General features: G+C 62.4%; 18 protein-coding genes. 7 read left to right on the top strand and 11 right to left on the bottom strand.

The features are described 5' to 3' along the window. Positions 1 to 27: 27 nt before the first annotated feature. On the top strand, positions 28 to 819 hold the full coding sequence (locus tag IPL79_13090; protein ID MBK9071919.1) for a PspA/IM30 family protein: 792 nt from the start codon (positions 28 to 30) through the stop codon (positions 817 to 819). 16 nt (positions 820 to 835) lie between these two features. Here IPL79_13090 and IPL79_13085 read toward each other — a convergent pair whose 3' ends face one another. After that, positions 836 to 1594 carry an outer membrane lipoprotein carrier protein LolA gene (locus tag IPL79_13085; GenBank protein ID MBK9071918.1) on the bottom strand — a complete coding sequence of 253 codons (759 nt, stop codon included), beginning with the start codon at positions 1592 to 1594 and terminating at the stop codon, positions 836 to 838. Positions 1595 to 1743: 149 nt separating this feature from the next. On the opposite strand from IPL79_13085, the gene IPL79_13080 reads away from it, so the two are divergent. Continuing rightward, complete coding sequence (locus tag IPL79_13080; protein MBK9071917.1) at positions 1744 to 4488, top strand: DNA translocase FtsK 4TM domain-containing protein; 2745 nt, start codon at positions 1744 to 1746, stop codon at positions 4486 to 4488. Between the two features lie 36 nt (positions 4489 to 4524). On the opposite strand, the gene IPL79_13075 is transcribed toward IPL79_13080, so the two are convergent. Both IPL79_13075 and IPL79_13070 read right to left on the bottom strand, forming a co-directional pair. Further along, positions 4525 to 6120 (bottom strand): hypothetical protein, encoded by a 1596-nt coding sequence (locus IPL79_13075; protein ID MBK9071916.1) that lies wholly within the window; start codon positions 6118 to 6120, stop codon positions 4525 to 4527. 124 nt (positions 6121 to 6244) lie between these two features. After that, positions 6245 to 7813 carry a hypothetical protein gene (locus IPL79_13070; GenBank protein ID MBK9071915.1) on the bottom strand — a complete coding sequence of 523 codons (1569 nt, stop codon included), beginning with the start codon at positions 7811 to 7813 and terminating at the stop codon, positions 6245 to 6247. A gap of 263 nt (positions 7814 to 8076) precedes the next feature. On the opposite strand from IPL79_13070, the gene ftsZ reads away from it, so the two are divergent. After that, entirely contained in the window at positions 8077 to 9534 is a 1458-nt protein-coding gene (ftsZ, locus tag IPL79_13065) for a cell division protein FtsZ (GenBank protein ID MBK9071914.1), read from the top strand. Between the two features lie 36 nt (positions 9535 to 9570). Here the strand turns inward: ftsZ and IPL79_13060 are convergent, their stop codons facing one another. Further along, positions 9571 to 10329, bottom strand: coding sequence for a hypothetical protein (locus IPL79_13060; protein ID MBK9071913.1), 759 nt, complete (start codon positions 10327 to 10329; stop codon positions 9571 to 9573). Positions 10330 to 10455: 126 nt separating this feature from the next. On the opposite strand from IPL79_13060, the gene IPL79_13055 reads away from it, so the two are divergent. Next, positions 10456 to 11058, top strand: a complete 603-nt coding sequence (locus IPL79_13055; GenBank protein MBK9071912.1) for a hypothetical protein — start codon at positions 10456 to 10458, stop codon at positions 11056 to 11058. Positions 11059 to 11158: 100 nt separating this feature from the next. Then, complete coding sequence (locus IPL79_13050; protein ID MBK9071911.1) at positions 11159 to 12430, top strand: hypothetical protein; 1272 nt, start codon at positions 11159 to 11161, stop codon at positions 12428 to 12430. A gap of 33 nt (positions 12431 to 12463) precedes the next feature. Here the strand turns inward: IPL79_13050 and IPL79_13045 are convergent, their stop codons facing one another. The 6 genes from IPL79_13045 to IPL79_13020 all read right to left on the bottom strand — a co-directional run bounded on the left by IPL79_13045 (position 12464) and on the right by IPL79_13020 (position 19022). Next, positions 12464 to 13375 (bottom strand): ABC transporter permease, encoded by a 912-nt coding sequence (locus tag IPL79_13045; GenBank protein ID MBK9071910.1) that lies wholly within the window; start codon positions 13373 to 13375, stop codon positions 12464 to 12466. Beyond that, positions 13372 to 13764, bottom strand: coding sequence for an ABC transporter permease (locus IPL79_13040; protein MBK9071909.1), 393 nt, complete (start codon positions 13762 to 13764; stop codon positions 13372 to 13374). Before IPL79_13040 ends, IPL79_13045 begins: the two co-directional genes overlap by 4 nt. A gap of 57 nt (positions 13765 to 13821) precedes the next feature. Further along, entirely contained in the window at positions 13822 to 14307 is a 486-nt protein-coding gene (locus IPL79_13035; GenBank protein MBK9071908.1) for an ABC transporter permease, read from the bottom strand. Then, positions 14283 to 16520 carry a peptide ABC transporter substrate-binding protein gene (locus tag IPL79_13030; protein ID MBK9071907.1) on the bottom strand — a complete coding sequence of 746 codons (2238 nt, stop codon included), beginning with the start codon at positions 16518 to 16520 and terminating at the stop codon, positions 14283 to 14285. Before IPL79_13030 ends, IPL79_13035 begins: the two co-directional genes overlap by 25 nt. Positions 16521 to 16567: 47 nt before the next feature. Further along, positions 16568 to 17935, bottom strand: a complete 1368-nt coding sequence (locus tag IPL79_13025; protein MBK9071906.1) for a hypothetical protein — start codon at positions 17933 to 17935, stop codon at positions 16568 to 16570. A 124-nt stretch (positions 17936 to 18059) separates the two neighbouring features. After that, positions 18060 to 19022, bottom strand: coding sequence for a hypothetical protein (locus IPL79_13020; GenBank protein ID MBK9071905.1), 963 nt, complete (start codon positions 19020 to 19022; stop codon positions 18060 to 18062). Between the two features lie 317 nt (positions 19023 to 19339). On the opposite strand from IPL79_13020, the gene IPL79_13015 reads away from it, so the two are divergent. Together IPL79_13015 and IPL79_13010 are read left to right on the top strand one after the other, a co-directional pair. Beyond that, a complete protein-coding gene (locus tag IPL79_13015) occupies positions 19340 to 19729 on the top strand; it encodes a DUF1801 domain-containing protein (protein ID MBK9071904.1) in 390 nt (129 codons plus the stop codon). Between the two features lie 106 nt (positions 19730 to 19835). After that, positions 19836 to 21305 carry a hypothetical protein gene (locus IPL79_13010; GenBank protein ID MBK9071903.1) on the top strand — a complete coding sequence of 490 codons (1470 nt, stop codon included), beginning with the start codon at positions 19836 to 19838 and terminating at the stop codon, positions 21303 to 21305. Between the two features lie 3 nt (positions 21306 to 21308). Here the strand turns inward: IPL79_13010 and IPL79_13005 are convergent, their stop codons facing one another. Next, the gene (locus IPL79_13005; protein ID MBK9071902.1) at positions 21309 to 22388 is read right to left on the bottom strand and encodes a hypothetical protein; all 1080 of its coding nucleotides are present in this window, start codon (positions 22386 to 22388) and stop codon (positions 21309 to 21311) included. Positions 22389 to 22410: the final 22 nt, after the last annotated feature.

Genomic DNA, 22410 nt, shown 5'->3' with positions numbered 1-22410 from the left:
CAATCGTAGGGTACCGGCGAGGTATTCATGGGCATTTTTGAGCGATTAGGCACCTTAATTAAGAGCAATCTCAATGATCTGATCTCGTCGGCCGAAGAGCCCGAGAAGATGCTAAATCAGGTGTTGCTCGACATGCAGCAACAGCTCGCCAGCGCCAAGCAGGCGGTCGCGATCGCAATCGCGGATGAAAAGAAACTCAACCGGCAACAATTTGCCGAGCAAGAAAAGGCGCAGGACTGGGAAAAGAAAGCCATGGTCGCGGTGCGCGCTGGCGATGACAACCTAGCCAAGCAGGCCCTGGCGCGGCGGCAAGAGCACGAGGCCATTGCCGACCAGTATCAAACGCAATGGGCGCAGCAAAAGGCCGCGGTCGACAAGCTCAAGCTCGCGCTGGGCATGCTCGCCGACAAGATCGAAGAGGCCAAGCGCAAGAAAAATATTCTTATCGCGCGTAGTCGCCGTGCCGAGGCACAGCGCAGCATCGCCAACACCATGGAAGGCATTGGCGATACCTCGGCCTTTGACACCTTTAATCGCATGGCCGACAAGGTCGACGAAATTGAAGCCCAGGCCGAGGCGTCTGCCGAACTGGCGGGCGAACTAAACGGCGGCTCGCTCGATGCCAAGATCAAGCAGCTTGAAGCGCAGGGCTATGGCGGAGGTGGCGCCGATGCGGCGCTACTTGAGCTCAAGGCCAAGATGGGCGTGGCGCTGCCTGCCGGGACCGCGCCCGCCGCGTTACCCGCCGGCGACGAGCACTCGCTGAGCGCGGATGACATGAAGGAATTGGCCGCGCTCGAATTGCCGGCCAAGGCGTAGCTGCGCGCCGCTGGCGTTACTCGGCGTCGCCGCGCGAAATGCGATAGCCCTTGACGCTAGTCGGCTCGAATTCAAACCACGAGGCCTTCACGGCTTTGGTGAAATTAGGCTCGAAAAACGCGAAGCGATTTACGTTGCCGGAGGAATCGATGATGATCGACTCGCGGACGCGAAAGTTGTCTTTGGCCACGAGCAGGTAAAGCTCCTTGTATTGCGCGGACGGCTTCTTGGGCGTCAACCGCAAGACCAAGTCTTGCGCCGTACCGTACTTCTTGTTGTTTTCCAAGGTGGCATCAAACTCGCTGCGCAGGTCACCCTTGCCGTAGAGAAACGTAATCGCCACCGGCAACAAATCGCTTGCCAAGTCTTTCTCATTGACCAGCTTGTTGTCGTGATCGATCACCCACAACGTCTTGCCGTTGGAGAGAAAACTGCGGCGGACGGTAGGCGTCTTGCCTTTCGTCGATTTGCCGTAGTAGTCCCAACGCATCTTGCCGGGCTTGGAAATCCAAACCATGCCGTTGCTATCCTTGGTGTCGCCAAAGGCCGCATTGGTCACGGTCTGCTTGAACTTCGCGGTGACCCGGTCGACGCGGGCGTAAAAGGCTTGCACCTCGCCGATGATTGCGTCGGCGGTGGCCGGCACCGGCTTGACAGTGGCGGCTGCGCCCGCGGACGTTGTTGCAGGTACCGACGAAGCCGGCTTCGCCGTGCCTCCGGGTTGCGTCAGGTTTAGGAGCTGGGTGAAAAAACCAATGGTCAGCAGATTGCTCATGATGGACTCCACGGAATCTATCCGTCTGGTAGGTAGACGCCTAGCCAGACGCGTCATTCATCGCGGCGCAGTCTCTGCCACGGTCAAAAGGGAAAAAATTTGCCGCCTGTGGTCAGATGTAGGACAATTGTGCGGTTGTAGGTGTCACTATGGGGAATCCTCGAAAAACAAAAGATTTTCAAGAGCTTATAGATTCCCAGCCGCGCCGGCGCAATACGCGGGCTGAGGCGGAGCGCAGCGAATCTGGGCGAGAGATTCGCGGCATCGTCGGGCTAGGGGTCTCACTTTTTTTAATGGTAGCGCTGTGGTCGCTGCAGCTCGGCGCCGCCTGGATGGGCCCGTTTGGCACCACCGCTGCCCGCCTCGTTTATGGCTTGGCCGGCGTAGGAGCGCACGCCCTGGTGGTGCTCGCAGTGGTCGCTTCGGTGCGCGCGCTGGTGGAAAAACGACCGCTGATGCCGTGGGAAGTGGGGGTCGGGGTTGGCCTCGGGGTGCTTTGCCTTGGCGTCCTGTTGCAGCTTTTTGTCGGCGACTATCGCGTAGGCGGATTTGGCCCCGGCGGGCTCGTAGGGGAAAATATTGCCGAAGTGCTGCGCGCGGTGATCTCGACCGCCGGCACGGCGCTGCTCGCCGCAACCGGTTTGTTTATTGCGGTGGTCATTGCGACGCCGCTGCGCATGAAGCAGGTGATCTCGGCGATGGGCGACGCCATGGTGTGGCTGGGGCAGGGCACCGCCTCCGTGGCGCTAACCGCATGGTACTGGCTGACCGATGTCGCGCACGCCATGTTTCCAGGGCGCGACGAGGTCTTCGAAGACGAGGCGGCGCCAACAGATGACGAGATCATCGAGCTCTCTGGTGGTAAGCCGCGCGAGCCAGCAATCATTGTCCGAGAATCGGACGCCGACGACGCGCCGACAAAGGCTCGTCGAAGGCGTATGGCGGGCGGCACGGTGACGAGCACCGGCGATGGCGACGCCAACGCGCTTGAGCTAGGTGGCGACGATGAGACCCCGCTGTCGGCGAACGACAATGAGGCCGGCACGCTGGTAAAGGTGCCCAAGAAAAAGGCCGCACGTACCGATCTGGGCCTCGGTGAAGGCGCCATGCCCCACCCCGCGACGGGCCTTGCCGCCGCGGTTCCCCTCGCCGCGCCTGGGTCCGCCTTGGCGTTGGTTGCCAAGGGCGCACCTGCGACTCCGGCCGCGCCACCCCTCATTGTCGAGTCGCGCTTTAGTCACGCCGATCAAGAGGCGATGGCGGCCAAGGAAAAACAGGCCGAAAAAGAACGCAAGGGCTTTATCAAGCTCGGCGACGGCGCCTATCAGCTGCCGTCGATCTCGCTGTTGCACTATGACGGCGGCGGCCACAACCTGCACGACAAGCAGGCCATGCTCGAGCTCTCGGCGCGCCTGACGCAGACGCTGGAGAACTACGGCGTCAAGGGCGACGTCACGGCAATCCGACCAGGCCCGGTTGTCACCATGTATGAGTTTTCGCCAGCGCCCGGCGTGCGCGTCAACAAGATCGTCAACCTGTCCGATGACCTCGCGCTCGCGCTCGCCGCGTTGCGCGTACGGATCGTTGCGCCGATTCCTGGCAAGTCGGTGGTTGGCATCGAGGTGCCTAATAAGGCGCGCGAAAAGGTGTTTCTCAAGGAAATCCTCGCCGACGAGATGTTTCACAAGTCCAAGGCCAAGCTGCCGATGGCGCTCGGTAAAGACATCGAAGGTGGCCCCGCGGTGGTCGACTTGGCTCGCATGCCGCACTTGCTGGTTGCCGGTACCACCGGCTCGGGCAAGTCGGTGGCCGTCAACACCATGATCACCAGCCTGCTCTACAACTGCTCCCCGGACGACGTGCGGATGATCATGGTCGATCCGAAAATGCTCGAGCTGTCGATCTATGAGGGCATTCCGCATCTCTTGCTGCCCGTCGTCACCGATCCGCGCAAGGCGAATCTGGCGCTGCGATGGGCGGTGGAAGAAATGGAACGCCGCTACGACGCGCTCTCTCAAATGGGCGTGCGCGACATCGCGACGTACAATGAAAAACAGGCGCGCCTGCTAGCCAAGCACGAGGCCGACGCCTTGCGCCTGGCCGCCGATGCCGCCGCGCGCGCGCTTCATAAGACGGGGCGCCACGGCGCCGACGACGAGGTTGACGATTTGGAGGCTGGCGATGCGAGCGAGGTCGACGCGTCGTCCAAGTCGACGCCGGTGCCGCAGCGTCTGCCGTACATCGTCATTGTCATCGACGAATTCGCTGATCTGATGATGTGTGCGCCTAAAGAGGTCGAGATGTCGGTGGCGCGCATCGCGCAAAAAGCGCGCGCCGCGGGCATCCATCTCATTTTGGCGACGCAACGACCTTCGGTCGACGTGATCACCGGCCTCATCAAGGCCAACTTCCCGTCGCGCATTGCCTTCCACGTCACGTCGAAAATTGATTCGCGGACTATTCTCGATCAAAATGGCGCCGAGGCGTTGCTGGGCGCCGGCGACATGCTGTTCTCCGATCGCGGCGCGGCACCGCAGCGCCTGCACGGCTGCTATGTCGACGAAGAAGAGATCCATCAGGTGGTCAATTTCCTCAAGACGCAGGCGCGGCCGGTTTACAACCTCGACATCCTCAAGCCGCGTGACGAAGAGGGCGACGGCGGCATAGGCGGCGACGCTGGCGGCGCAGGGGGCGGCAAGGGCGAAGACGAAATGTATGACCGCGCGGTGGCGGTGGTTACGCAATCTCGCAACGCCTCCATTTCGTGGGTGCAGCGGCAACTGCGTATTGGCTACAACCGCGCGGCGCGCATCGTCGAAGAGATGGAAAAGCAAGGCGTGGTCAGCCCGCCTGATCACACCAATAAGCGCGAAGTCTTAGTAGCGGCGGCCTAAGGCAGACGCCGGCGCAGCCAAAGCGCCCCAAACGGCCTATTCCTCGCCGGTCGTATCGTCTTGCGGTAGCGGCGCGCGCAGCACGCGCTCGACGTCCGCGGCGGGCGCCATGGCGGCGGCGGTCTGCCACCTCGCGGGCAGCACCGCCGCGTCGATCAATTCAACATCGTCGTGACTATGACCAAAGTGAACTTCGTACCAATGGCCATAAACGAGAAGCCCCATATGGCCACCCTGTCCGATGACGGCGAAGGGCAGCTCGCGCGCTCGGGCAAGCGACATGCTGTCGCCGTGGGTGATCGCAAGGGCGGGGTCGACTTTGACGTCGTTCCAACTTTCTTCGCCGGCGTAGCTATTGCTAGGGTCGATCAGAAAGCCTTTCCACCCAAGGCCAACGCGTAGGCCATTGAGCACGTCGTCGTCCCACACCGTTGGTGTTTCATTTGGGCCAGCGCCCTCTTTCTTACGCCATACCTGGTGCATCGCGTTCTGAAATGCTTTGTACAACTCGGGCTGGCCAACGGCGTCCGACGTATCTGCTAGCACCTTGAACGGAAAGGTCGTGCAATCGATGGCGCGGCCACCGCGTTGCTTCATGGTCCAGGTTTTGTACTTGCGCTCGGACGTTACGGCGCCTTCGTAACGTCCCTTGCCGGTTGCCAAGATATCGCGCGAGTGTTCGAGATCCATGCGTTCGACATGAGCCGCCGCCACGACGCCGAAATTCGCGGGGGTCTTGGTTGCCCCGCCTCCGTGCGGGCCTGTCGACTCCTGGGCAATCACGGCGTCGAGCGCCGCGATGCGCTTGGTCATGATGGCAATGGCATGGAGCTTGGTTGGCGCCCGCAGGCGATCAGGATCTGAAATATGCTGGTAGGCTTCGACCGCGCGGGAGCCCATCCTCACTCGAATGATGGTGAGAATTTGCTGCACTTCATCTGGATAGGTGGTGACGAGCTCGGCCACGCTGGCATCCAGGGCGGCGTCTTCCTCACGCGGCAACGCCAGCGCGGCGCGTGCTCCCGCCCCTAGGACACGCCAGGTGGTCGCGTCACCCGTGACCGGCGCGAATGAAGCGGGATCGACGTCCGGCTGATCGCCTTCATAGATGTCGATTTCATCCTCTGCTTCTTGGAACGTTTCCTCCAGTGCCGGGTAATCATCGCTCGCAGGACCATCGTAGATCCATGTTTCAGATCTCGTATCATCGTAGACCGTGCGCACGGAGTGGCTTGGTTCCATCTCGCCAGGCAAGGTGAACGAGATGGTCACCACGTTGGGCTGCTCGTCAATTGACAAGTACTGAGCGAGGTTAGGATCGTCCAGCAAGTCGGCTTGACGAACAACGGGGGCTTCCGCCACATACGCGGCTGCCGCGGCGAGGGTGGCGCGGGGTACGTCACCCATCTGCTCAAGTTGACCAATGATCTCCCACTGGGCGTCGTCAGATAGCCGAAACAGCATCACGCAAAAATCAAGCGCCGGCATGCGCTGCATCAGCTCCAGCCGCTGCAGCTCGGCGGCGGCCGATAGGGCAGGGTTGTCGGTTTGGGCCGTGGCGTCGTCGCTAGCGGCCTGGGTTGTCCCCTGGGCCTGGCTCGCGGCGGATGAATGTTGTTGGGTAGTTGCCACGGTGCCTCAGCGAAACAGACGTCCCATCGTATCAGGGTTTTCGCGAGTTCTGCAGCTACTTTGCGACGAGGCATGGCAACCAGCGGATAAGCCGCGGCAAGCCTTAGCGCCCGACGAAAATGCCTTATTCTTCGCCTGGCGTGCGTGGCGCGCGCAGCACGCGCTCGACGTCGGCGGGAGGCGCCATGGCGACGGCATCGGTCGCGCGATTGACGAGGTCGCTTGACTCGATAAGTTCCGGGTCGCTGTGGCTGTGACTCCAATGCACTTCGTACCACTTGCCATAGACCAGCATCCCCATGTGACCGCCTTGGCCGATGACCGCAAACGGTAGCTCGCGGACGCGTTTGAGCGACATGCTATCGCGCTTGAAATCGGAAAGTGCAAGGGCGGGGTCGACCGGGACATTATTCCACTCTCTGCTGTCGGCGGGCGAGGAGTCGTGACGCGAGATAAAAAAGCCTTTCCATCCCAAGGCGACGCGTAGGCCATTGAGGACGTCGTCGTCCCAAACCGTTGGCGTTGCGTTTGGGCCGGCGCCCTCTTTCTCACGCCATACCTGATACATCGCCTTTTTGAAGGCATTGAATAAGCCGGGCTTGCCAACCGCTTCCGCCGTGTCTGCGAGCACCTTTAACGGAAACGTCGTGCAATCGATGGCGCGACCTTTGCGTTGCTGCATCGTCCAGGTTTTATAGATGCGCTCGTCGCGCATCGCACCTTCGTAACGTCCCTTGCCGGTTGCCAAGATATCTCTTGAGTGCTCGAGATCCATGCGTTCGACGTGGGCCGCTGCAACGATGCCGAACGCCGCTGGGGTCTTCTTAGCGCCACCGCCGTGCGGGCCTGCCGACTCCTGGGCAATCACGGCGTCGAGCGCGGCGATGCGCTTGGTCATGATGGAAATGGCATGGAGGTCGGTTGGGACCCGCAGGCGTTCCGGATCGGAAATGTGCTTGTAGGCTTCGACCGCGCGGGTGCCCATCCGAACTCGAACAATCGTGAGAATTTGCTCCACCTCATCTGGGTAGGTGGTGACGAGCTCGGCCACGCTGGCATCAAGGGCGTCGTCCTCTGCACGTGGGAGCTTCAGCGCGGCGCGTGCACCCGGCCCCAGGACGCGCCAGGTGGTGGCATCGCCCGTGACCGGCCCAAACGACGCCGGATCGATGTCGGGCTGCTCGTCTTCATATACATCTTCGGCCGCGGCCTCCTCGGCTTGTTGGGCTGGACTTCCGCGGTACACGCGGATTTCATATCCTTCGCTGAGTGGGGTGGCTCTGAACGAGCGTGAGGGCTCAGTAGCATTAGGCACGGTGAAGACAATCGTAGCCACGGTAGGTTGTTCATCCACGGCCAAACACTGGGCGAAACGCTCGTCGATCAGCTCGATGTTTTGCAGCACCTCCTCGTTTTCCGCCAAAGACGCGGCGGCTATGGCGAGCAGGGCGCGCTTGATATCTCCCATTTGCTCGAATTGGGAGACGAGGTCCCAGCGTTGATCGGCAGGCAAGCGAGCAACAAAGACGCAAAAATCAAGCGCCGGCATGCGCTGCATCAGCTCAAGCCGCTGCAGCTCCGTGGCTGCCGACATAGCTGGGTCGGCGGTTTGCGCGGCGGCGGCCCCGCTGGTGTCGACGCTGGAGCCCTGGGCTTGGGCCGCGACGGGTGAATGTTGTTGCGTGGTCGCCAAAATGCCTCCGCGTGCGTGCGGCTTAAGCTTATCAGATTTTGCCTCTCGCTCCTTAGCTATGGTTCGAGATGCCGGGCCGGGCGGGCTCTGAGGCGGGCCGGCGGGAAAAACAAGCATATCGCGGCGGTGGTTTGAAGATTTTTGGCCCAAAACGGCAAAAAATTTGCCCTCGATCCCAATCACTTTCATAACCAAATGAAGGGGCGGGCATCTAATCGCCGCAATTTCAACCGGCCGTTAGGGCCTTAACGAGGGAATCAACCATGGGACTTATTGAATTCGACGACGTAAGCAACGCCAAAATCCTGGTCATCGGCGTCGGTGGCGGCGGTGGCAATGCGGTGAATACCATGATCAACGGCAACCTCGACGGGGTTGAGTTTGTCGCGGCCAACACCGACATGCAGGCGCTGGAGGCCAACATGGCGCCTCATAAATTGCAGCTCGGCAGCGCGCTCACCCGCGGCCTTGGCGCCGGCGCCAACCCCGACGTTGGCCGCCGCGCCGCCGAAGAGAGCATGCAGCAGATTGCCGACCTCATCTCGGGCGCCGACATGGTGTTTATCACCGCCGGCATGGGCGGCGGCACCGGCACCGGCGCCGCGCCCGTCATCGCGCAGGTCGCGCGCGACTGCGGCGCGCTCACCGTTGGCGTCGTTACCAAGCCCTTTGGCTTTGAAGGCAAGAAGCGGCTTACGCACGCCGCGGCCGGCATCACCGCGCTCGAGCAAGCGGTCGACACGCTGATCGTCATTCCAAATAATCGCTTGCTCGCGCTGGTTGGGCAAAACACCTCGATGGTCGACGCCTTTCGCAAGGCCGATTCCGTGCTCGTCAACGCGGTGCAGGGCATCAGCGACCTCATGACCGTGCCGGGCCTTATTAACGTCGACTTTGCCGACGTCCGCACGATCATGAGCAACATGGGCCGCGCGCTCATGGGCGCCGGCATCGGCAGCGGCAAGCGCCGCGCCATCGAGGCCGCCGAAATGGCGATTAGCTCGCCACTGCTCGAAGACGTCAATATTGAAGGCGCCACCGGCATTCTCATCAACATCACGGGTGGCCCCGATCTCACGCTACATGAAGTCAACGAGGCCTCGTCGTTGGTGCAGCAGGCCGCGCACGAAGACGCCAACATCATCTTTGGCTCGGTCATCGATCCGCGCCTCACCGACGAAGTTCGCATCACGGTCATCGCCACCGGCTTTGATCGCGGTGCGGCACAGGTAGCCGTTCCGTCGCGCACCCCGACCGCCATGTCGATGCCGCCGTCACCCGATATCATCCGTGAAACGCGCAGCTATAACAGCAGCCGCAGCGCGGTCGCGCACGGCACGATCACGATGCCATTTGACTCCTCGGTCTCGGTAACTCGCGAGTATCCGCCACCCGTGCCACCGCGCAAGCCGGTCGCAGAGGTCGTGGCGGCGCCCGTCGACCCTCAAATCGAAGTCGATTGGTCCGATGAATCCGGCGAGGCGCACTATCACGAGGCGCTGGTCGAGCCGGTGCCGCAGGCAACCTCGGTGCGCGTTGCGACCGGCTCCGGCCCCGCGGTTTCATCGGCAATGACAGGCAATATTTCCGCCAGCATGCTGCCCGATCGCAGCAAACGCACGCCGTCGCGCCCCAGCCTCAAGGCCGTGCTCGCCGCTGAGCTCGAGGGCGATGGCGAGCTAGATGTGCCGACGTTTCTACGTCGCAATCATCAACCATAAGACGTCACCCGGGCACGCCCAGAGCCCGCGCCGAGCTTACTGCAGCCCTACCGTGGTGTGCACCGCGGCCTCGATGCCCATCGAAATCTCGCTTTCGATGCCGCCCGCGGTGATGTGAACCGTGCAGTCGTTTGCCATCAGGCACATGCCCATCGCCAGCTGCGACCAACGGACGGTGTAGTTGGTGCCGCTGCCGTCGATGGTTGCTTGATAGACCTCGCCGTCGGCGGCGATATAGGAGGCGACGCTGCCACTTGGGGGCGTATGCGCGGTCACCGCGAGGGTTCCGATAAAGCCACCGGCGCCCCCACCAATTGCAAAGGTGCCGGGCTGCCAGCTGCCTGCCGCAGCGACGGGCACCATCGCCAGATGGAGCGCGCTGGCACCGATATCAAAGCCGAGCTCATCGTAGGCGACCAATTCGAAGTCGCCGTCGTGGAGGGCCAAGGCCTCCAGCGTCGACAAAGGGTCGAGCGCCAACGTGAGCTGGTAAAAATCATAGCCGCCCTCGCTGACGCGCTCATCGTCGTACCACATGATGTCGAGGTCGCCGCCGGCCGTGGTGAGATCAAAGTCCCAGACCTCGCGCAACGTGCGAATCACCAGATCAAGGCTATCGTCCGATTGCCGCAAGACGGCGGAAAACTCCGGGTCCCAAGTCCCCGGAGGCACTCCGGGCTCCGGATCGGTGGGGTCGGTTGACCCCGGAAGCGAGCCGCCGTTTTCGCCTGACGCGCAGCTTTGGGCGCCAAGGGTGAGCAGCGAAACAAAAATTGTAGCGGTAAGGCGCGTCATGCAGCTGATATGTGCAGCTCTCGTGCCAGCCTCGTCTTGGCAACGGTCTTTAAGTGGCGGTGGATTTGTCCAGCCAAATTGCCGCGCGTAGCTTTCGCAACGCGTCGCGACATGTCAGATTGAGGTGTGCTTGCTGATGGCTTGGCGCGCTTTCTGCTCATCGTGCATTTGATCTCGGCGTTCGCGGTCATTGGCCTTACGACTCATTGCGCGATTTGGTTGCGCCGTTACGTGCGGGGTGCACATGGCCTGCGGCGCGCGACGGCAAAATTTGCGGCGTGGGCAGCCATCGCATTTGTCGGCGCATTTGTCGTCGGCAACATCGTGTACCCGACGTACAAGGTGCGCGTGCGGCTCGAATACCTCGACGACAGCATGCACGTGACGCGAGCACGCGAGCTCGCCTTGGCGCGGCGACAGGTCGTGGCGGCGCGGCTCGCACCGGCGTCACCGGACGCACAGCTACCGCCGGGTGGCGTCGTGATCCCGGCAAGCTACGGCGCGCAGGCCTCGGCGATTTCGCGGCTGTTTGACACCAAGGAGCACTGGGTTGCGCTGGGATTATTTCTATCGCTTGCCTGCGCGTGGATCTTGCGGCGCTGGCGGATCGACGAGCCTGGCGGCGAGGTCATCGCGCCGTTCGTGCTGTGGTTTGCGTATGGCGCTGCGGCGACGGCTTGGTACGGCGGCGTGGTAGGCGCGCTTACCAGCATTTGGCGCGCCGTCTAACCCGCCCACGTTTGCCTACACCCAGCGCCGCGCGCAACCGCGCGTGTAGCAATTGTCATGCGAACGCAAATCTTAGTCGTAGTACGATGAGCGCGTGCGCATGATTGGCCAGGCGAAGCAATATAGGTTCTCGATGGTGGTGCGAGGGGCTGCGATTGGCAGGCTAGGCGTCATTGCCATGCTGCTTGCGGGTAGCCCGCATGGTTGCTATCGCGACCCCGACGCAAATAGCCCTTCGCCGGACGCCGGCACTGATGGCAGTAACGATGGTCCTGATGGATCTTGCGAGGATTCGTGCAGCGATGACAATACGTTGCTTACCTGCCCCAATACGCCGGTCGACTGCGACCTTGGCTGCAGCGAGACGGGCGGCGCCCATTGCAAGGAGATGTTGTTTAGCAATCAACTAAACACCGTGATCGTCGCTGGCGTTGGCGATGTAAATCTTACCTGTACGGGGGTGCTAAGCTTTGAAGCCACAGGTCGCATCATGCACGGGGGCCTTGAGCTGCGACCCGCGGGCGACGGACTGGACGTCGTAAGTGGTATTGGTTTTGATAAAAGCTTGGCCGTGCCTGTCTTCTCGATGAATAGCGTCGTGCTAAAGAACTGCACGATCCAGACGGCTGACCTGCGCGCGTTTGGGATCGCGGTGAGACACGATTTCTCCTTCGCAAATGGCGTGGTGCGAGGCGAAGGCAACGGCACGAGCCAGGACAACCCGGCGGGGGGATGTGGGCCTGGCGGGACCCTGGCAGGAGGCGCGGGCGGTGGTGCGGGTGGTGGGACCAACGGCGGAAAGGGCAGCGGAAGTGGCGGCACCGGCGGCGCTGGCGGCCTTACCTGCCCAAGCATGCACGTGCCGCTAATGCCCGGATCGGGGGGTGGCGTCGGCTTGGCCCCGCTTGTCAACGCCGCCTACGGACAGGGTGGCCGCGGAGGGTTGGCGCTGCAAATCTCAGCGTTTGGCAACATGACGATTGAAGACACGCTCTTTCGCTTCGGCGGCGCGGGCGGTGGCAAGGGCAAAGATGGCAACCCGGCGGGTGGTGGCGGCAGCGGCGGCACCGTCTTCTTAGAGGCAAGAAATCTGGTGGTCACGAATAGCGAGTTGTACGCCAACGGTGGCAATGGGGGCTTTCTCGAAAGCGATGGCGCCAGTGGCATAAATTCCGTTGGTCCGTCAGCAAACGTTGGTGGCGAGGGTCGCGGCGGCACGGTGGGCAATGCGCCTGGCGACGGTACGTTTCAAACCGCCTATACCGGTGGCGGCGGCGCCGTTGGGCAATTGCGCTTCCATGGCTTTTCAGTCGACACCACGGGCACGGTCAACAGTCCCGGCATAGTGGCCAGCGAGCCGCCTGTCGAGTAAGCGGCTACCGCTGCACGCAGCCGTAGGCCGGCTTTAGGCTTTAAGCGATTTTGGATCCAGCGCGTCGCGCAGACCATCGCCCAAAAAGTTAAGCGCGAAAATCGTGCTCGACATCGCGACGCCGGGGCCAATGAGCAGCCACGGATACGCGAGCACATAGGCGCTGCCCTCGGTGACGAGCGTGCCCCACGACGATGCGGGCGCCTGAACGCCGAGGCCGATGTAAGAGAGAAAGGCCTCGGTCAGCATAATGTGCGGCATCGACAGCGTGGCGTAGATGATCACCACCCCGAGCACGTTGGGCACGATGTGCAAAAACAAGATGCGCTCATTATTAGCGCCGAGCGAGCGCGCCGCCTCGACGAATTCGCGGTGGCGCAGGCTCAGCACCTGCGCCCGCACGATGCGCGCCATATTGAGCCATGAGATGGCGCCGATGACCGCAAACAACACGAACGTGCCCTTGGCGCCAAAGGTGGCCTGCAGCACGATGACGAAGGCTAGCGTTGGAAAGCCGTAGAGCACGTCGACGATGCGCATCATCACCATATCGACCTTGCCGCCGACGTAGCCCGCGGTGGCGCCCCAGGTGACGCCGATGATGATCGCGATGAAGGTGGCGACAAAGCCAATGGAAAGCGCGATGCGGCCGCCATCGAGCACGCGCACCAGCATGTCGCGGCCGAGCGTGTCAGTGCCGAGCCAGTGCTGCCACGACGGCGGCGCGGCCATGTTGGCGGTGTCCTGGATTTTTGGATCGAGGCCGGCGAGGTGGTACGCCAGCCACGGGCCGACAAAGCAGGCGAGCATCATGAAAATCATGAAGATGCTGCAAATCACGGCCATGCGGTTTTTGCGCAGGCGCTTAAAGCTGTCGGACCACAGCGAATTGCCGGCGATGACGGGCGACGGCGCGGTCGCCCGGGTTGTCGCGGCGGCGCTCATCGCGCGCTCCTGACGCGTGGATCGAGCACGCCATAGAGAATATCGACGATGAGGTTGGCGACGACCACGAGGGAGACGTAAAAGACCAAGAGCCCGCTGAGGACTTCGTAGTCGCGGTCGCCGACGCTAGCGACGAAGTAAAAGCCAAGGCCCGGAATCTGAAAGATCTTTTCGATCACGAAGGAGCCAGTGATAAGCGCTGACAGGGCCGGGGCGATATAGGTCACCACCGGCGTGACGCCAATGCGCAGCGCGTGGCGCACCAACATGGCCGGCGCGCCGACGCCCTTGGCCTTGGCGGTGCGGATGAAGTCTTGGCCTAAGGTTTCGATCATGCCCTCGCGCGCCAAACGCGCCACGGTGCCGGCGTAGATCATGCCGAGCGTCACAGCGGGCAAGATGTAAGAGGTGAAGTCGGTGGCACGTGCCGCCGGCAGCCAGCGCAGCTACAGCGCAAAAACGAGAATAAAGATTGGCGCTAAAACAAACGACGGAATGGAGATGCCAATGAGCGCCGTGGACATCAGCCCGTGGTCGAGCCAGGTGTTGCGCTTCCACGCCGCGATCACGCCGAGCGTGGTGCCAAAAAGCACGGCGAACAGCATGGCGAGGGAGCCAAGGGTGGCGCTGTAGCCAACATGCTCCGTGATCAGCTCGCCCACGGTTTGCGTGCGCTTGTTTGACTGCAGCGTGCCCGTCACGAGCTTGCCGAGGAACATTTTGTATTGCACCGCGAGCGGTTGATCGAGGCCAAAGCGAGCCTCCTGGTTGCGCCTCGCCTCGACGCTTTGCGTGGCCTCGGTATCAAATGGGCCGCCGGGCGCCGCGCGCAAGATAAAAAACGACATGGTCGCGACGACGAAGAGCACCCCGACGCCGCCGAGCAGCCGCATGGCGATGAGGCGCATCATGGCGTCACCGCCGACTGCCAATTAGGATCGAGATAGGCTTTTTGGATTGGCGACTGGTCATTGAACGTAATGGCTAGATCTTTGACGTACGGCATTTGCAGCGTCTTCTGCGTGTAAACGAGGAGCGGAATGATCGCGCCCGCATCGAGCAGCATGGCCTCGGCCTGGCGCGCGAGGAGCAGCCGCTTGGCGCGGTCGGGCTCGCGGCGGGCCTGCCCCATCACGTCTTCGTAGGCGGGGTCGCAGTATTTGAGGCGATTGTCGGGGCTCTTGCACATAAAGTTTGAAAGCATCTGGGGCTCCGGGTCGGCAAAATTCATGATGTTGCCAAAGCGCCCTAGCTCATAGTTGCCTTGCCGCGTATCGGCGATGTAGACCTTCCATTCCTGCGATTCGAGCGTGGTCGCCATGCCGAGATGTTCGCGCCATTGCTCTTGCAGGAATTCGGCAATGAGCTTGTGTTGCTCGACGCCAGAATTGTATTTGTAGACGATCGTTTTGGGGAAGGCGGCGCCCATTTCTTTGCGCGCGAGCTCCAGCTCGAGCTTGGCCTGCGCAGGATTGAAATCGAGCCCCGGCGGCGGCACGTAACAATACTTGCCCGGTTCGATGATGCTGGCGATCCCTGGCGTGTCGGCGGTGACGCCGCAGAGCGCGCGATCGGCCTCGGACATCTGCGAAATCGGTACACCCGGCGTTAGCTGCGCCGAGGGCGTCTCGCCGGCCTTGGTGATGCGCGGCAACTGCGCGCGATCGATGGCCAGCGCGAGCGCGCGGCGCAAATGGCGATTGTTTAGCTTTTCGTTGTTTACCAAGATGAAGTAAATGCCGAGGTAACGCGCGACAAAGTAGTCCTTGTAGGCGCGGCCCCCGCGGCGTTCGCCATTGACGATGGGAATGTACGACGCCGGCACATTGTTGGTCGTGGTCGCGTCGCAGCCACCGCTGATATAGAAGTTGACGCTCGCCACCTGATCGTCGATGGAATACGCGGTGAGCTTGTCGAGCTTGGTGCTCGCATTATCCCAATAGCTCGGCCAGCGCACGAGCTGGACGTAGTCGCGTTCGCGCCAGGAGGCGATGCGCATCGGGCCTGAGCTGACGACATCTTTGGTGTAACGCGGATTGAACCAACGCGTCGGGGCTCGGGAAACGGCGTGGCGCGGCGTCAGGCGAAACGCGCGGTGAACGATCTGGTCGAATAGAAAGGGCGTTGGATCGGGGGTTTCAAGCACCAGCGTGAACGGATCGGGTACGGACATGCCGAGCGTCTCGGGAAGCATGAGCAAGTCGGCACCGCGCACGCGATGAATGGTGTCGCGGGCCACCGCAGCCGGATCGTAGTCACCGGGCAATTGGTTCGGCGCCACCGCCTTGACGCGATACACGACGTCGGCGTTGGGCGCGCCATCGAGGTCGCTCAGCGGCACCCAGCCGTAGATGGCATCGCTGCCGCGCGCCGCGTGCACATAGGCCCAAGGCGTGCCGCCATCGCCAGGCGACGGCAAGGTGGCCCGGCGGCCAGAAATCTCAATGATCGTAATCTTGCTGCCAGGTGCAAGCGTGGCGTACGCCGCGCTCACCGGTGCGCCGAGGTCGCGCAAGGCCAAGCGCGAGCTCCCAGTTCGCGTATTTGGATCAGGGCGATCTTTCGCGGTCGCCCAAGCCGTCGCGGCGGGATCCGCGCCCGCGTCCGCGCCGATGCCTTCGATGGTGACCAGCGCGCCGGCCGCGAGCCCGTCGACGTCGTTCATTACCACCCGCACCGCATTGGCCGCGAAGGCATCTCCGTTTTTGAAATAGGTCGCGGCCTTGGAATTGGGCGAGGCGGTGAGCGGATGCAACACGCGGACAATTGAATACGCGGCGTCGTAGGCGGTAATTGGTGTGCCATCGGTCCAGGTCGCGCCCTGGCGCAAATGAAATGTGAAGCGTCGTTGATCGGCGCTGGCTTCCCACGACGCGGCAAGTCCGGGTGAGACCGGGTTGCCGTGTAGATCATAGTTGATGAGCCCGTCGAACATCGCGAAAACAAGCTTGATCGCGGTGGTGGTCGACGCCATCGCCGGATCGAGCGACTCGGGCTCGCCGCTGTTGCACCAACGCAGATGGCCGGGATCGATATCCGACGGCTTAGGAATTTTTCCGAGGTAGTCGCCCTCGGGAAGTCCGCAGCCGGCCGCGCCACCTAGCAGGCCACCGGCGAGCACCGCCGCCACCAAGCTTTGATTCATCCGCATGCGCGCGGTAGTAGCATAAGTAGGGCTACGCTATTGGACGCCTAGGGCACTTCGATGCCGCAGCTCGTAGCGGCACGGGCACAGGCGCGATGGAACGGACTGATGTCGAGCACCGTCGCCGTTGGCGCCGATGCGGCCGATCCGGAGGGTGCGGTTGGCAAGGGCAAGACATGCTCCGTCGCCCCCGGCATGAACGTAATGACAAAGCGCTGCGCGGTCGTCCCGTCCGAGATTTCGACGATCGCCTCCATCCCGGCACGCGCCACCGCCGCCGCGCGCGTGATCTTAAGTGCGTGTGGCGCAGGCAGACTCGCCTGCGGCCCCGTCGCTTCGGCCGCAACTGGCGCAAAGCTTAGGCACGCGGCATCACCGCACGACGCCAGCTCGCGCCAGCCCCATCGCCGGATGCGGGCCATGGCCTGCGCGGTCGCGATGCCACGCGGCACCAAATACACGCGCTTGCTATCCCAGTTAGCCCACACGATGTAGTCGCGAAACGCGCCCAGGCCGAGCTTGCCATCGGCGACGTTGTGCTCCCAGCGCTTATCGGCATACGGCACGAAGCTGACGCCATAGGCATCGATGCCTGCGAACGACACCTTCGCCGCGATGCCGCCGGTGGTGACGGTGCGCTTGGTGCCAACCTCATCGACCAGCGTTGCTTGCTGCGGCATGTTGGCGAGCTGCGCGGCGGCCCACCGATCTTGCTTGAGCTCGGAAAAAAATTGGCCAAAATCGATATGCAACCCAATCTTGGCGCCGCCGATGGTGGGCTCGATGACGCGGCGCCCAACGGGGCGCACCTCGGTATTGAGCTTATTGCTCACGAGCTCGTACGTAAAGCTCACCGCGTCCTTGGGCGCGACAAAGCCCTCTTGCGTCGATAGCATGGCGACGCCCAGATCGCGGTCAAACCCAAAGGCGAGCGAGTCGGCGATGATGTCGCGGCCCAAGATGCCGTGCACACGCCGCGTCGACGTGTCAAACGTGCCGGCCTTGACCAGCAAGAAGAATTTCTTCTGCACCGTGAGCGTGCCAACCTTCATCACGCGGACGTCGGCCATGTACGTCTGTCGGCCGGTGTCGGTCTCGTCGATGTAGCGAGGCCCCGGTCCCATGGCCAGGCCGCCGGCTTCGGCAATGTCACGCTCCATGGCCGATTGTGGTGCGTCTGGATCGAGGCGAAATAGGTACGGGCCCTGATCGTGAATCAGGACCGGCACCAGGAGCACCTCATTTTCCAAGGGCCCAACTAGGGGCATGGTCCATTGGTCGCCGCTCGAAAAGCCAGGGGGGGCGCCGCGGGCGCAACCCGCGAGCGCTGTGGCCAGACTGGTAAGCACGGCCAAGACGGTGAGGCGGCCGACCAGGTCACGTCGGCGCGACGAAAAATTCTGCATGATTGCCATGCGCTATGGGTACCCGCCGCGCGTGCCGGGCTCAACCAGCAAGGGGTGACATTTGCTGACCGGCCTGCGACTTGGGGCCGCTGTGGAGGCGCCGTATGCGGGCGACCGCAAAGGAAGGTCGCGGTTAACGGCCCGGCGGAGTTAGGCCCGGCGCGCCCCAGGTCGGCGCGCCGACCGGCGTTGCCGTGGCGCCCGCCGTGCTCGCCGGCTCGCGATCGTGGGTGCCCAGGCCTACCGCGAGCTGAAATAAAGCTTGCGGGCCCCAATGCACTGGATCGCCTAGCATCTCGGCGGAGAGGTCGATGCCGACGCGGACGTTTTTCGCCAAGTCGTAGCCTGCGCCCACGCTGAGCACCATCGCGCCGCGTTTAGATATCTCTTCGCCATCGTGCTCGTAGTAGCCGACATAATTCGAGTAGCGCTCAACATAGAATTGCGACGTCATGGTGGCGCTGCCACGCCCTGTTAGCTTGCCGCTGCGATAGGTGGGACCGATGCCAAAGGACCACAGCCCGCGCGTGTTGTAAAATTGTTCCTGACCGTGCGCGACGTACAATTCGTTGTCCCAGCGCTCAAACTCGACGATGGGCACTTCCCAGATCGCAAGCCCCATGCCGACATGCCAACGCCACCCGTCTTTTTCTTTCGAGCGAAACGAAATCATCGGGCCGCAGGCCGTTGCCGACTGCTCGACGTGCGGTTGATGTGGAAATAGTTTCTTCGAGCCACTGCTTGGCGCCACCATGCATTCATGGCGCGTGGCGACGTAGCGGCCAAGCCATTCGATTGAGCCTGCCATTACCTGGGTGGCCGCTTGTAGTCCGGCTGATTCATCGCCGAGCGTGGGTGTGCCCATGATGCTGCGCATGCTGCCCGTCACCTCGACGATGGCATCAGACGGCGAGAACAGCATCGGCTGCGGCGCGGGCACCAGCGCGGTCCGATTGACCTGAATCTGCGACGGCGTGCAGGCGCCCAGGCCGAGCGCGGTGACCGCTGCCACCAGGGCCGCGAGACGGCACGATGCGGCAAACCCGCTCGGCCATGCCGCCTTGATTAGATGAAAGTTGGTCGTTGTGGACGTCATACGTATACCGGCCTGAGCAAATGAGGTGCCATCGCAGCGGGACCGTCGCGCTGTACAACTACCTGAAATCTTTGCAACATAATCCGCCCGTCTGCCCCCTTAAGCCACCGGTGTTCACAAGCACGCGATGGCCGCTGACAGCATTGTCCGGAACCGGGGTCACTCCACCACCTCAGGAGACCAGCTATTTCAATAAGTTGGCCACCGTACTGCGTAATTACTAAATGTGCGGACGAAAGCAGCCACAGCCATCAGCCGCGGACTCGCAGGTTGCCACCGCTACAAAACGTTCTGGGGTAGCGTGTTAAAACCACGCGATGCACAAAGACATCAAGGCGTACAACACCGCCCTGGCTAAGCCTGATCGCGAGATTTGCAACCTGCTCGCGAGTGAGCTTTCGCGCAACTTGCCCGCGGCCGAAAGCAAGGTCTGGCATGGCCACCCCGTGTGGTTCCTGGATGGCAACCCCATCGTTGGCTACGACAAGCTCAAGGACTGCGTGCGCCTCATGTTTTGGAGCGGTCAGTCATTTGATGAGCCAAAGCTAATCGCCACCGGCACCTTTAAGGCCGCGGAGGCGCGCTACACCGCCGTCGATCAAATTAAGCTGACCGTGCTCGCGCGCTGGGTGAAAAAATCCCAGACGATCCAATGGGATTACAAAAACATCGTCAAGCGTAAAGGCAAGCTCGAGCGGTTGAAGTGAGCCCGCGCGACAAATTACCCGCCAAATTAGATCGCCCGGGCGTATCGCGCGTTGCACCATAGCAAGGAGCAAACCGATGAAGATGCCGACGAAATCGCCTATGCCAATGCCCGCCACAACCGCCGTAAAACCTCACGCAACCTACCGCCTGCCACCGCGGTTGGCTGCCTGCGCCCTGGCGCTTGCGTCGATGTTTGCCACCGCCATGCCAAGCGTCGCGCGCGCCGACCGCCCGCTGCGCATCCCACCGTCGCCGCAACCCTCGCACATTGAGGTCGCGCGCCGCGTTGCCGGCATGGTCAACGACGGCGCGCTCGCTGGCTTTGTCAGCAAGCATGGCCTGGGCATGATCAACGTGCTGTGGGAAGACACCGGACGTTGGGAAGGCAGCTCGGTTGGCCCCAACATCAGCGACGTAACGATTGAAGTGGAAGCCGAAGCGCCGCATGGCCCGGCGCGCATTGGCGTGCCCGGCGCGTCCAAGCAAGGTACGCGCACCGAGCGTTTTCTAATGCCGGTGATGCGGGCGCCGAATTTCACCGACAAGACCGCCGACATCAAGATGGACGACATCATGATCCCCGTGGGCAATCAGCGCAGCGGCGCGCCGCAGACCGCCGTGACCTTGCGCGAATTCTTGCGCGACCCCGGCGCGTACATGAGCATGCCGGCGGTTGGCAAGATCAAGGGCGGCAGCCTGTTTGCCGCCGAGCGCGACAGCCATGTCTTGGTCAGCGCGCAGCACACGTTTTTGCCAGTGCCCAAAAGCGGCAAGGCGACGTTTTATCCGGTGATCTTCAACTACCAGTCGACCAAGGGCGCGCCCGCGGTGCTGACGTTGCTCGTCACGCGCCAAGGCACCAGCATGACCATCATCGACAACAGTCGCGATCAAGCCGGCAACTCATGGGGCCAGCGGCTCTACTTTAATAAGGAAGGCGAAAAGGCGCCGTTTATCGCCGAGCGCCTCGCGGATGTGAAGGGCAAGGGCGTCACCGCCAATGGCGAGGCCGCGAGCTCGCTGGGCGAAGACAGCAACTTGTTGCTCCTCATTCAGGTGCCGCTCAAGGTGCCAGAGCGCCGGCGCCAAGTTGCATACGACGAAGGTTTTGCCGGCGTGGGCAATGCGGCCGATATGGTAGCGCCCTCGGCGCCCTCGGCTATGGCCAAGAGTGAGTCGCGCATGGGTGCAGAGCGTCCCGATGTCGATACGGCGGTGCTCGGGCACGGTCCGACCGAGGGTCCGTTTGTTGAATTAGATGGCCTCACCATCGAACGCGACACGCGCTTTCCAGTTCGCGTCACCGTGCAATTCTATCAAGCGACGTCAAACGGCGTGCTCGACCAAGGCATCGTCGATGGCATGGCGGCGCAGATTTCGAAGGTCTACGCGAACGCCGATTATGTGGGTTCGCTGGTGGTGCCCGATGGCCGTAGTAAGCGTCCTTCGTCATGGCAAGGCGCGGGCGACAAGCCCGAGGTCATCAACTTCCAGGACTTTCCGGGCCTTATCCAATTTTTCCGCCGCGGCATCTACACCACCAAGCCCGGCCAAGAGATTCAGATCGCTAAGTAACGCCTACCAGGCGATGATCGCGACGATCTCGCTGCGATGACTGGGCAGTTGCACGTAGCGCACCCAGCGCGCCTCGGCCATGCGCTCGACGCGGTCCATTAGGCGCGGCATGGCCTCGAAGATGCCGTCGTCGTTGATCTTCATCGTGATAAAGGCGCCGCGCCGCTGGCCCTTGCCGAGCGCGACGTAGCGCTCGACATACTTGAGCGCGACCATGGGCGCTAAATTCACGTCGCTCGCCAGCCAATGCATGGGTCGCGGCAGCGCACGCTTGTCTACCTCAGCCGCGGGCATCGCATGGTGCACAAACACATTGCCGCTGGCGCCGTGGTACGTCATCACGAGCGGATCCATCACGCCCGGATCCACGCCGTGCACCGTGAGGCCGCGTTCAAGCAACGCAAAACTCGCACCGCCCGGCGACGAACCAATCTCCACCGCGTTTTCGCCAGCGCGAGGTTCAAGGCCGCTCCAAGCGATTGCTTCTTCGATCTTTGCCCACGCGCGCGACGGCGCCGCCGCGGGTATTGCGATATGCGCGGTGCCGCCTGGCATTCGGCCATGCGACGTGCCGGCAAGCGATCCGCGCGGGCGATCGTGTTTGTGCCAGCCCACAAAGATGCCGTCGTCATCGGCTTCGCTCGGCGCGACGATGACATCGAGCACGACGTCGCCAGGTTGGGCTTCGTCGCCGTCGAGAAGGCGATTACTCGCCGCTGCCGCACGCAACGCTTTCTCTAGTGCCGCTGGTCGCGTGCCGATCACCGCGGCGTCGCGCTCGTCTGCTGGGAGATCTGGATCGCGCTCAAATACATGCAGACGTAGTGGCGCATCGCTGAGCGTGGCCGCCAACGCCAACACGCCCGCGACGTCGCCCGTGTCAACGCGCCCAAGCGACGTGCCCCACGCTCGCGCATACGGGCTGCTAATGCCCTTTGCGTGCCGCGGGTCGTCGACCTTAAACGTGGTCAGCCCGGGCCGCGAAAACGCAAATCGCAGCGCCGGCCTTCGCACCGCCATATCGCGCTTGAGCCACCCGGCCACCGTAGGCTGGTGAACAAACCATACATACCCAGGCCTCACGCGGTGCAAGCTACCGAGCTTG

The organism is Myxococcales bacterium, assembly GCA_016716835.1.
Taxonomy (GTDB): domain Bacteria; phylum Myxococcota_A; class Polyangia; order Haliangiales; family Haliangiaceae; genus JADJUW01.
Note: the sequence above shows the minus strand (reverse complement) of the source record. Positions and strands in the feature narration are given on the sequence as shown.

What these genes read in the sequence shown, in the direction of transcription:
- IPL79_13020 (MBK9071905.1), bottom strand. Translation starts at nt 19,022, where the DNA reads ATGACGTCCACAACGACCAACTTTCATCTAATCAAGGCGGCATGGCCG.
- IPL79_13080 (MBK9071917.1), top strand. Translation starts at nt 1,744, where the DNA reads ATGGGGAATCCTCGAAAAACAAAAGATTTTCAAGAGCTTATAGATTCC.
- IPL79_13085 (MBK9071918.1), bottom strand. Translation starts at nt 1,594, where the DNA reads ATGAGCAATCTGCTGACCATTGGTTTTTTCACCCAGCTCCTAAACCTG.
- IPL79_13060 (MBK9071913.1), bottom strand. Translation starts at nt 10,329, where the DNA reads ATGACGCGCCTTACCGCTACAATTTTTGTTTCGCTGCTCACCCTTGGC.
- IPL79_13050 (MBK9071911.1), top strand. Translation starts at nt 11,159, where the DNA reads ATGATTGGCCAGGCGAAGCAATATAGGTTCTCGATGGTGGTGCGAGGG.
- IPL79_13090 (MBK9071919.1), top strand. Translation starts at nt 28, where the DNA reads ATGGGCATTTTTGAGCGATTAGGCACCTTAATTAAGAGCAATCTCAAT.
- IPL79_13030 (MBK9071907.1), bottom strand. Translation starts at nt 16,520, where the DNA reads ATGAATCAAAGCTTGGTGGCGGCGGTGCTCGCCGGTGGCCTGCTAGGT.
- IPL79_13045 (MBK9071910.1), bottom strand. Translation starts at nt 13,375, where the DNA reads ATGAGCGCCGCCGCGACAACCCGGGCGACCGCGCCGTCGCCCGTCATC.
- IPL79_13025 (MBK9071906.1), bottom strand. Translation starts at nt 17,935, where the DNA reads ATGGCAATCATGCAGAATTTTTCGTCGCGCCGACGTGACCTGGTCGGC.
- IPL79_13015 (MBK9071904.1), top strand. Translation starts at nt 19,340, where the DNA reads ATGCACAAAGACATCAAGGCGTACAACACCGCCCTGGCTAAGCCTGAT.
- ftsZ (MBK9071914.1), top strand. Translation starts at nt 8,077, where the DNA reads ATGGGACTTATTGAATTCGACGACGTAAGCAACGCCAAAATCCTGGTC.
- IPL79_13010 (MBK9071903.1), top strand. Translation starts at nt 19,836, where the DNA reads ATGCCCGCCACAACCGCCGTAAAACCTCACGCAACCTACCGCCTGCCA.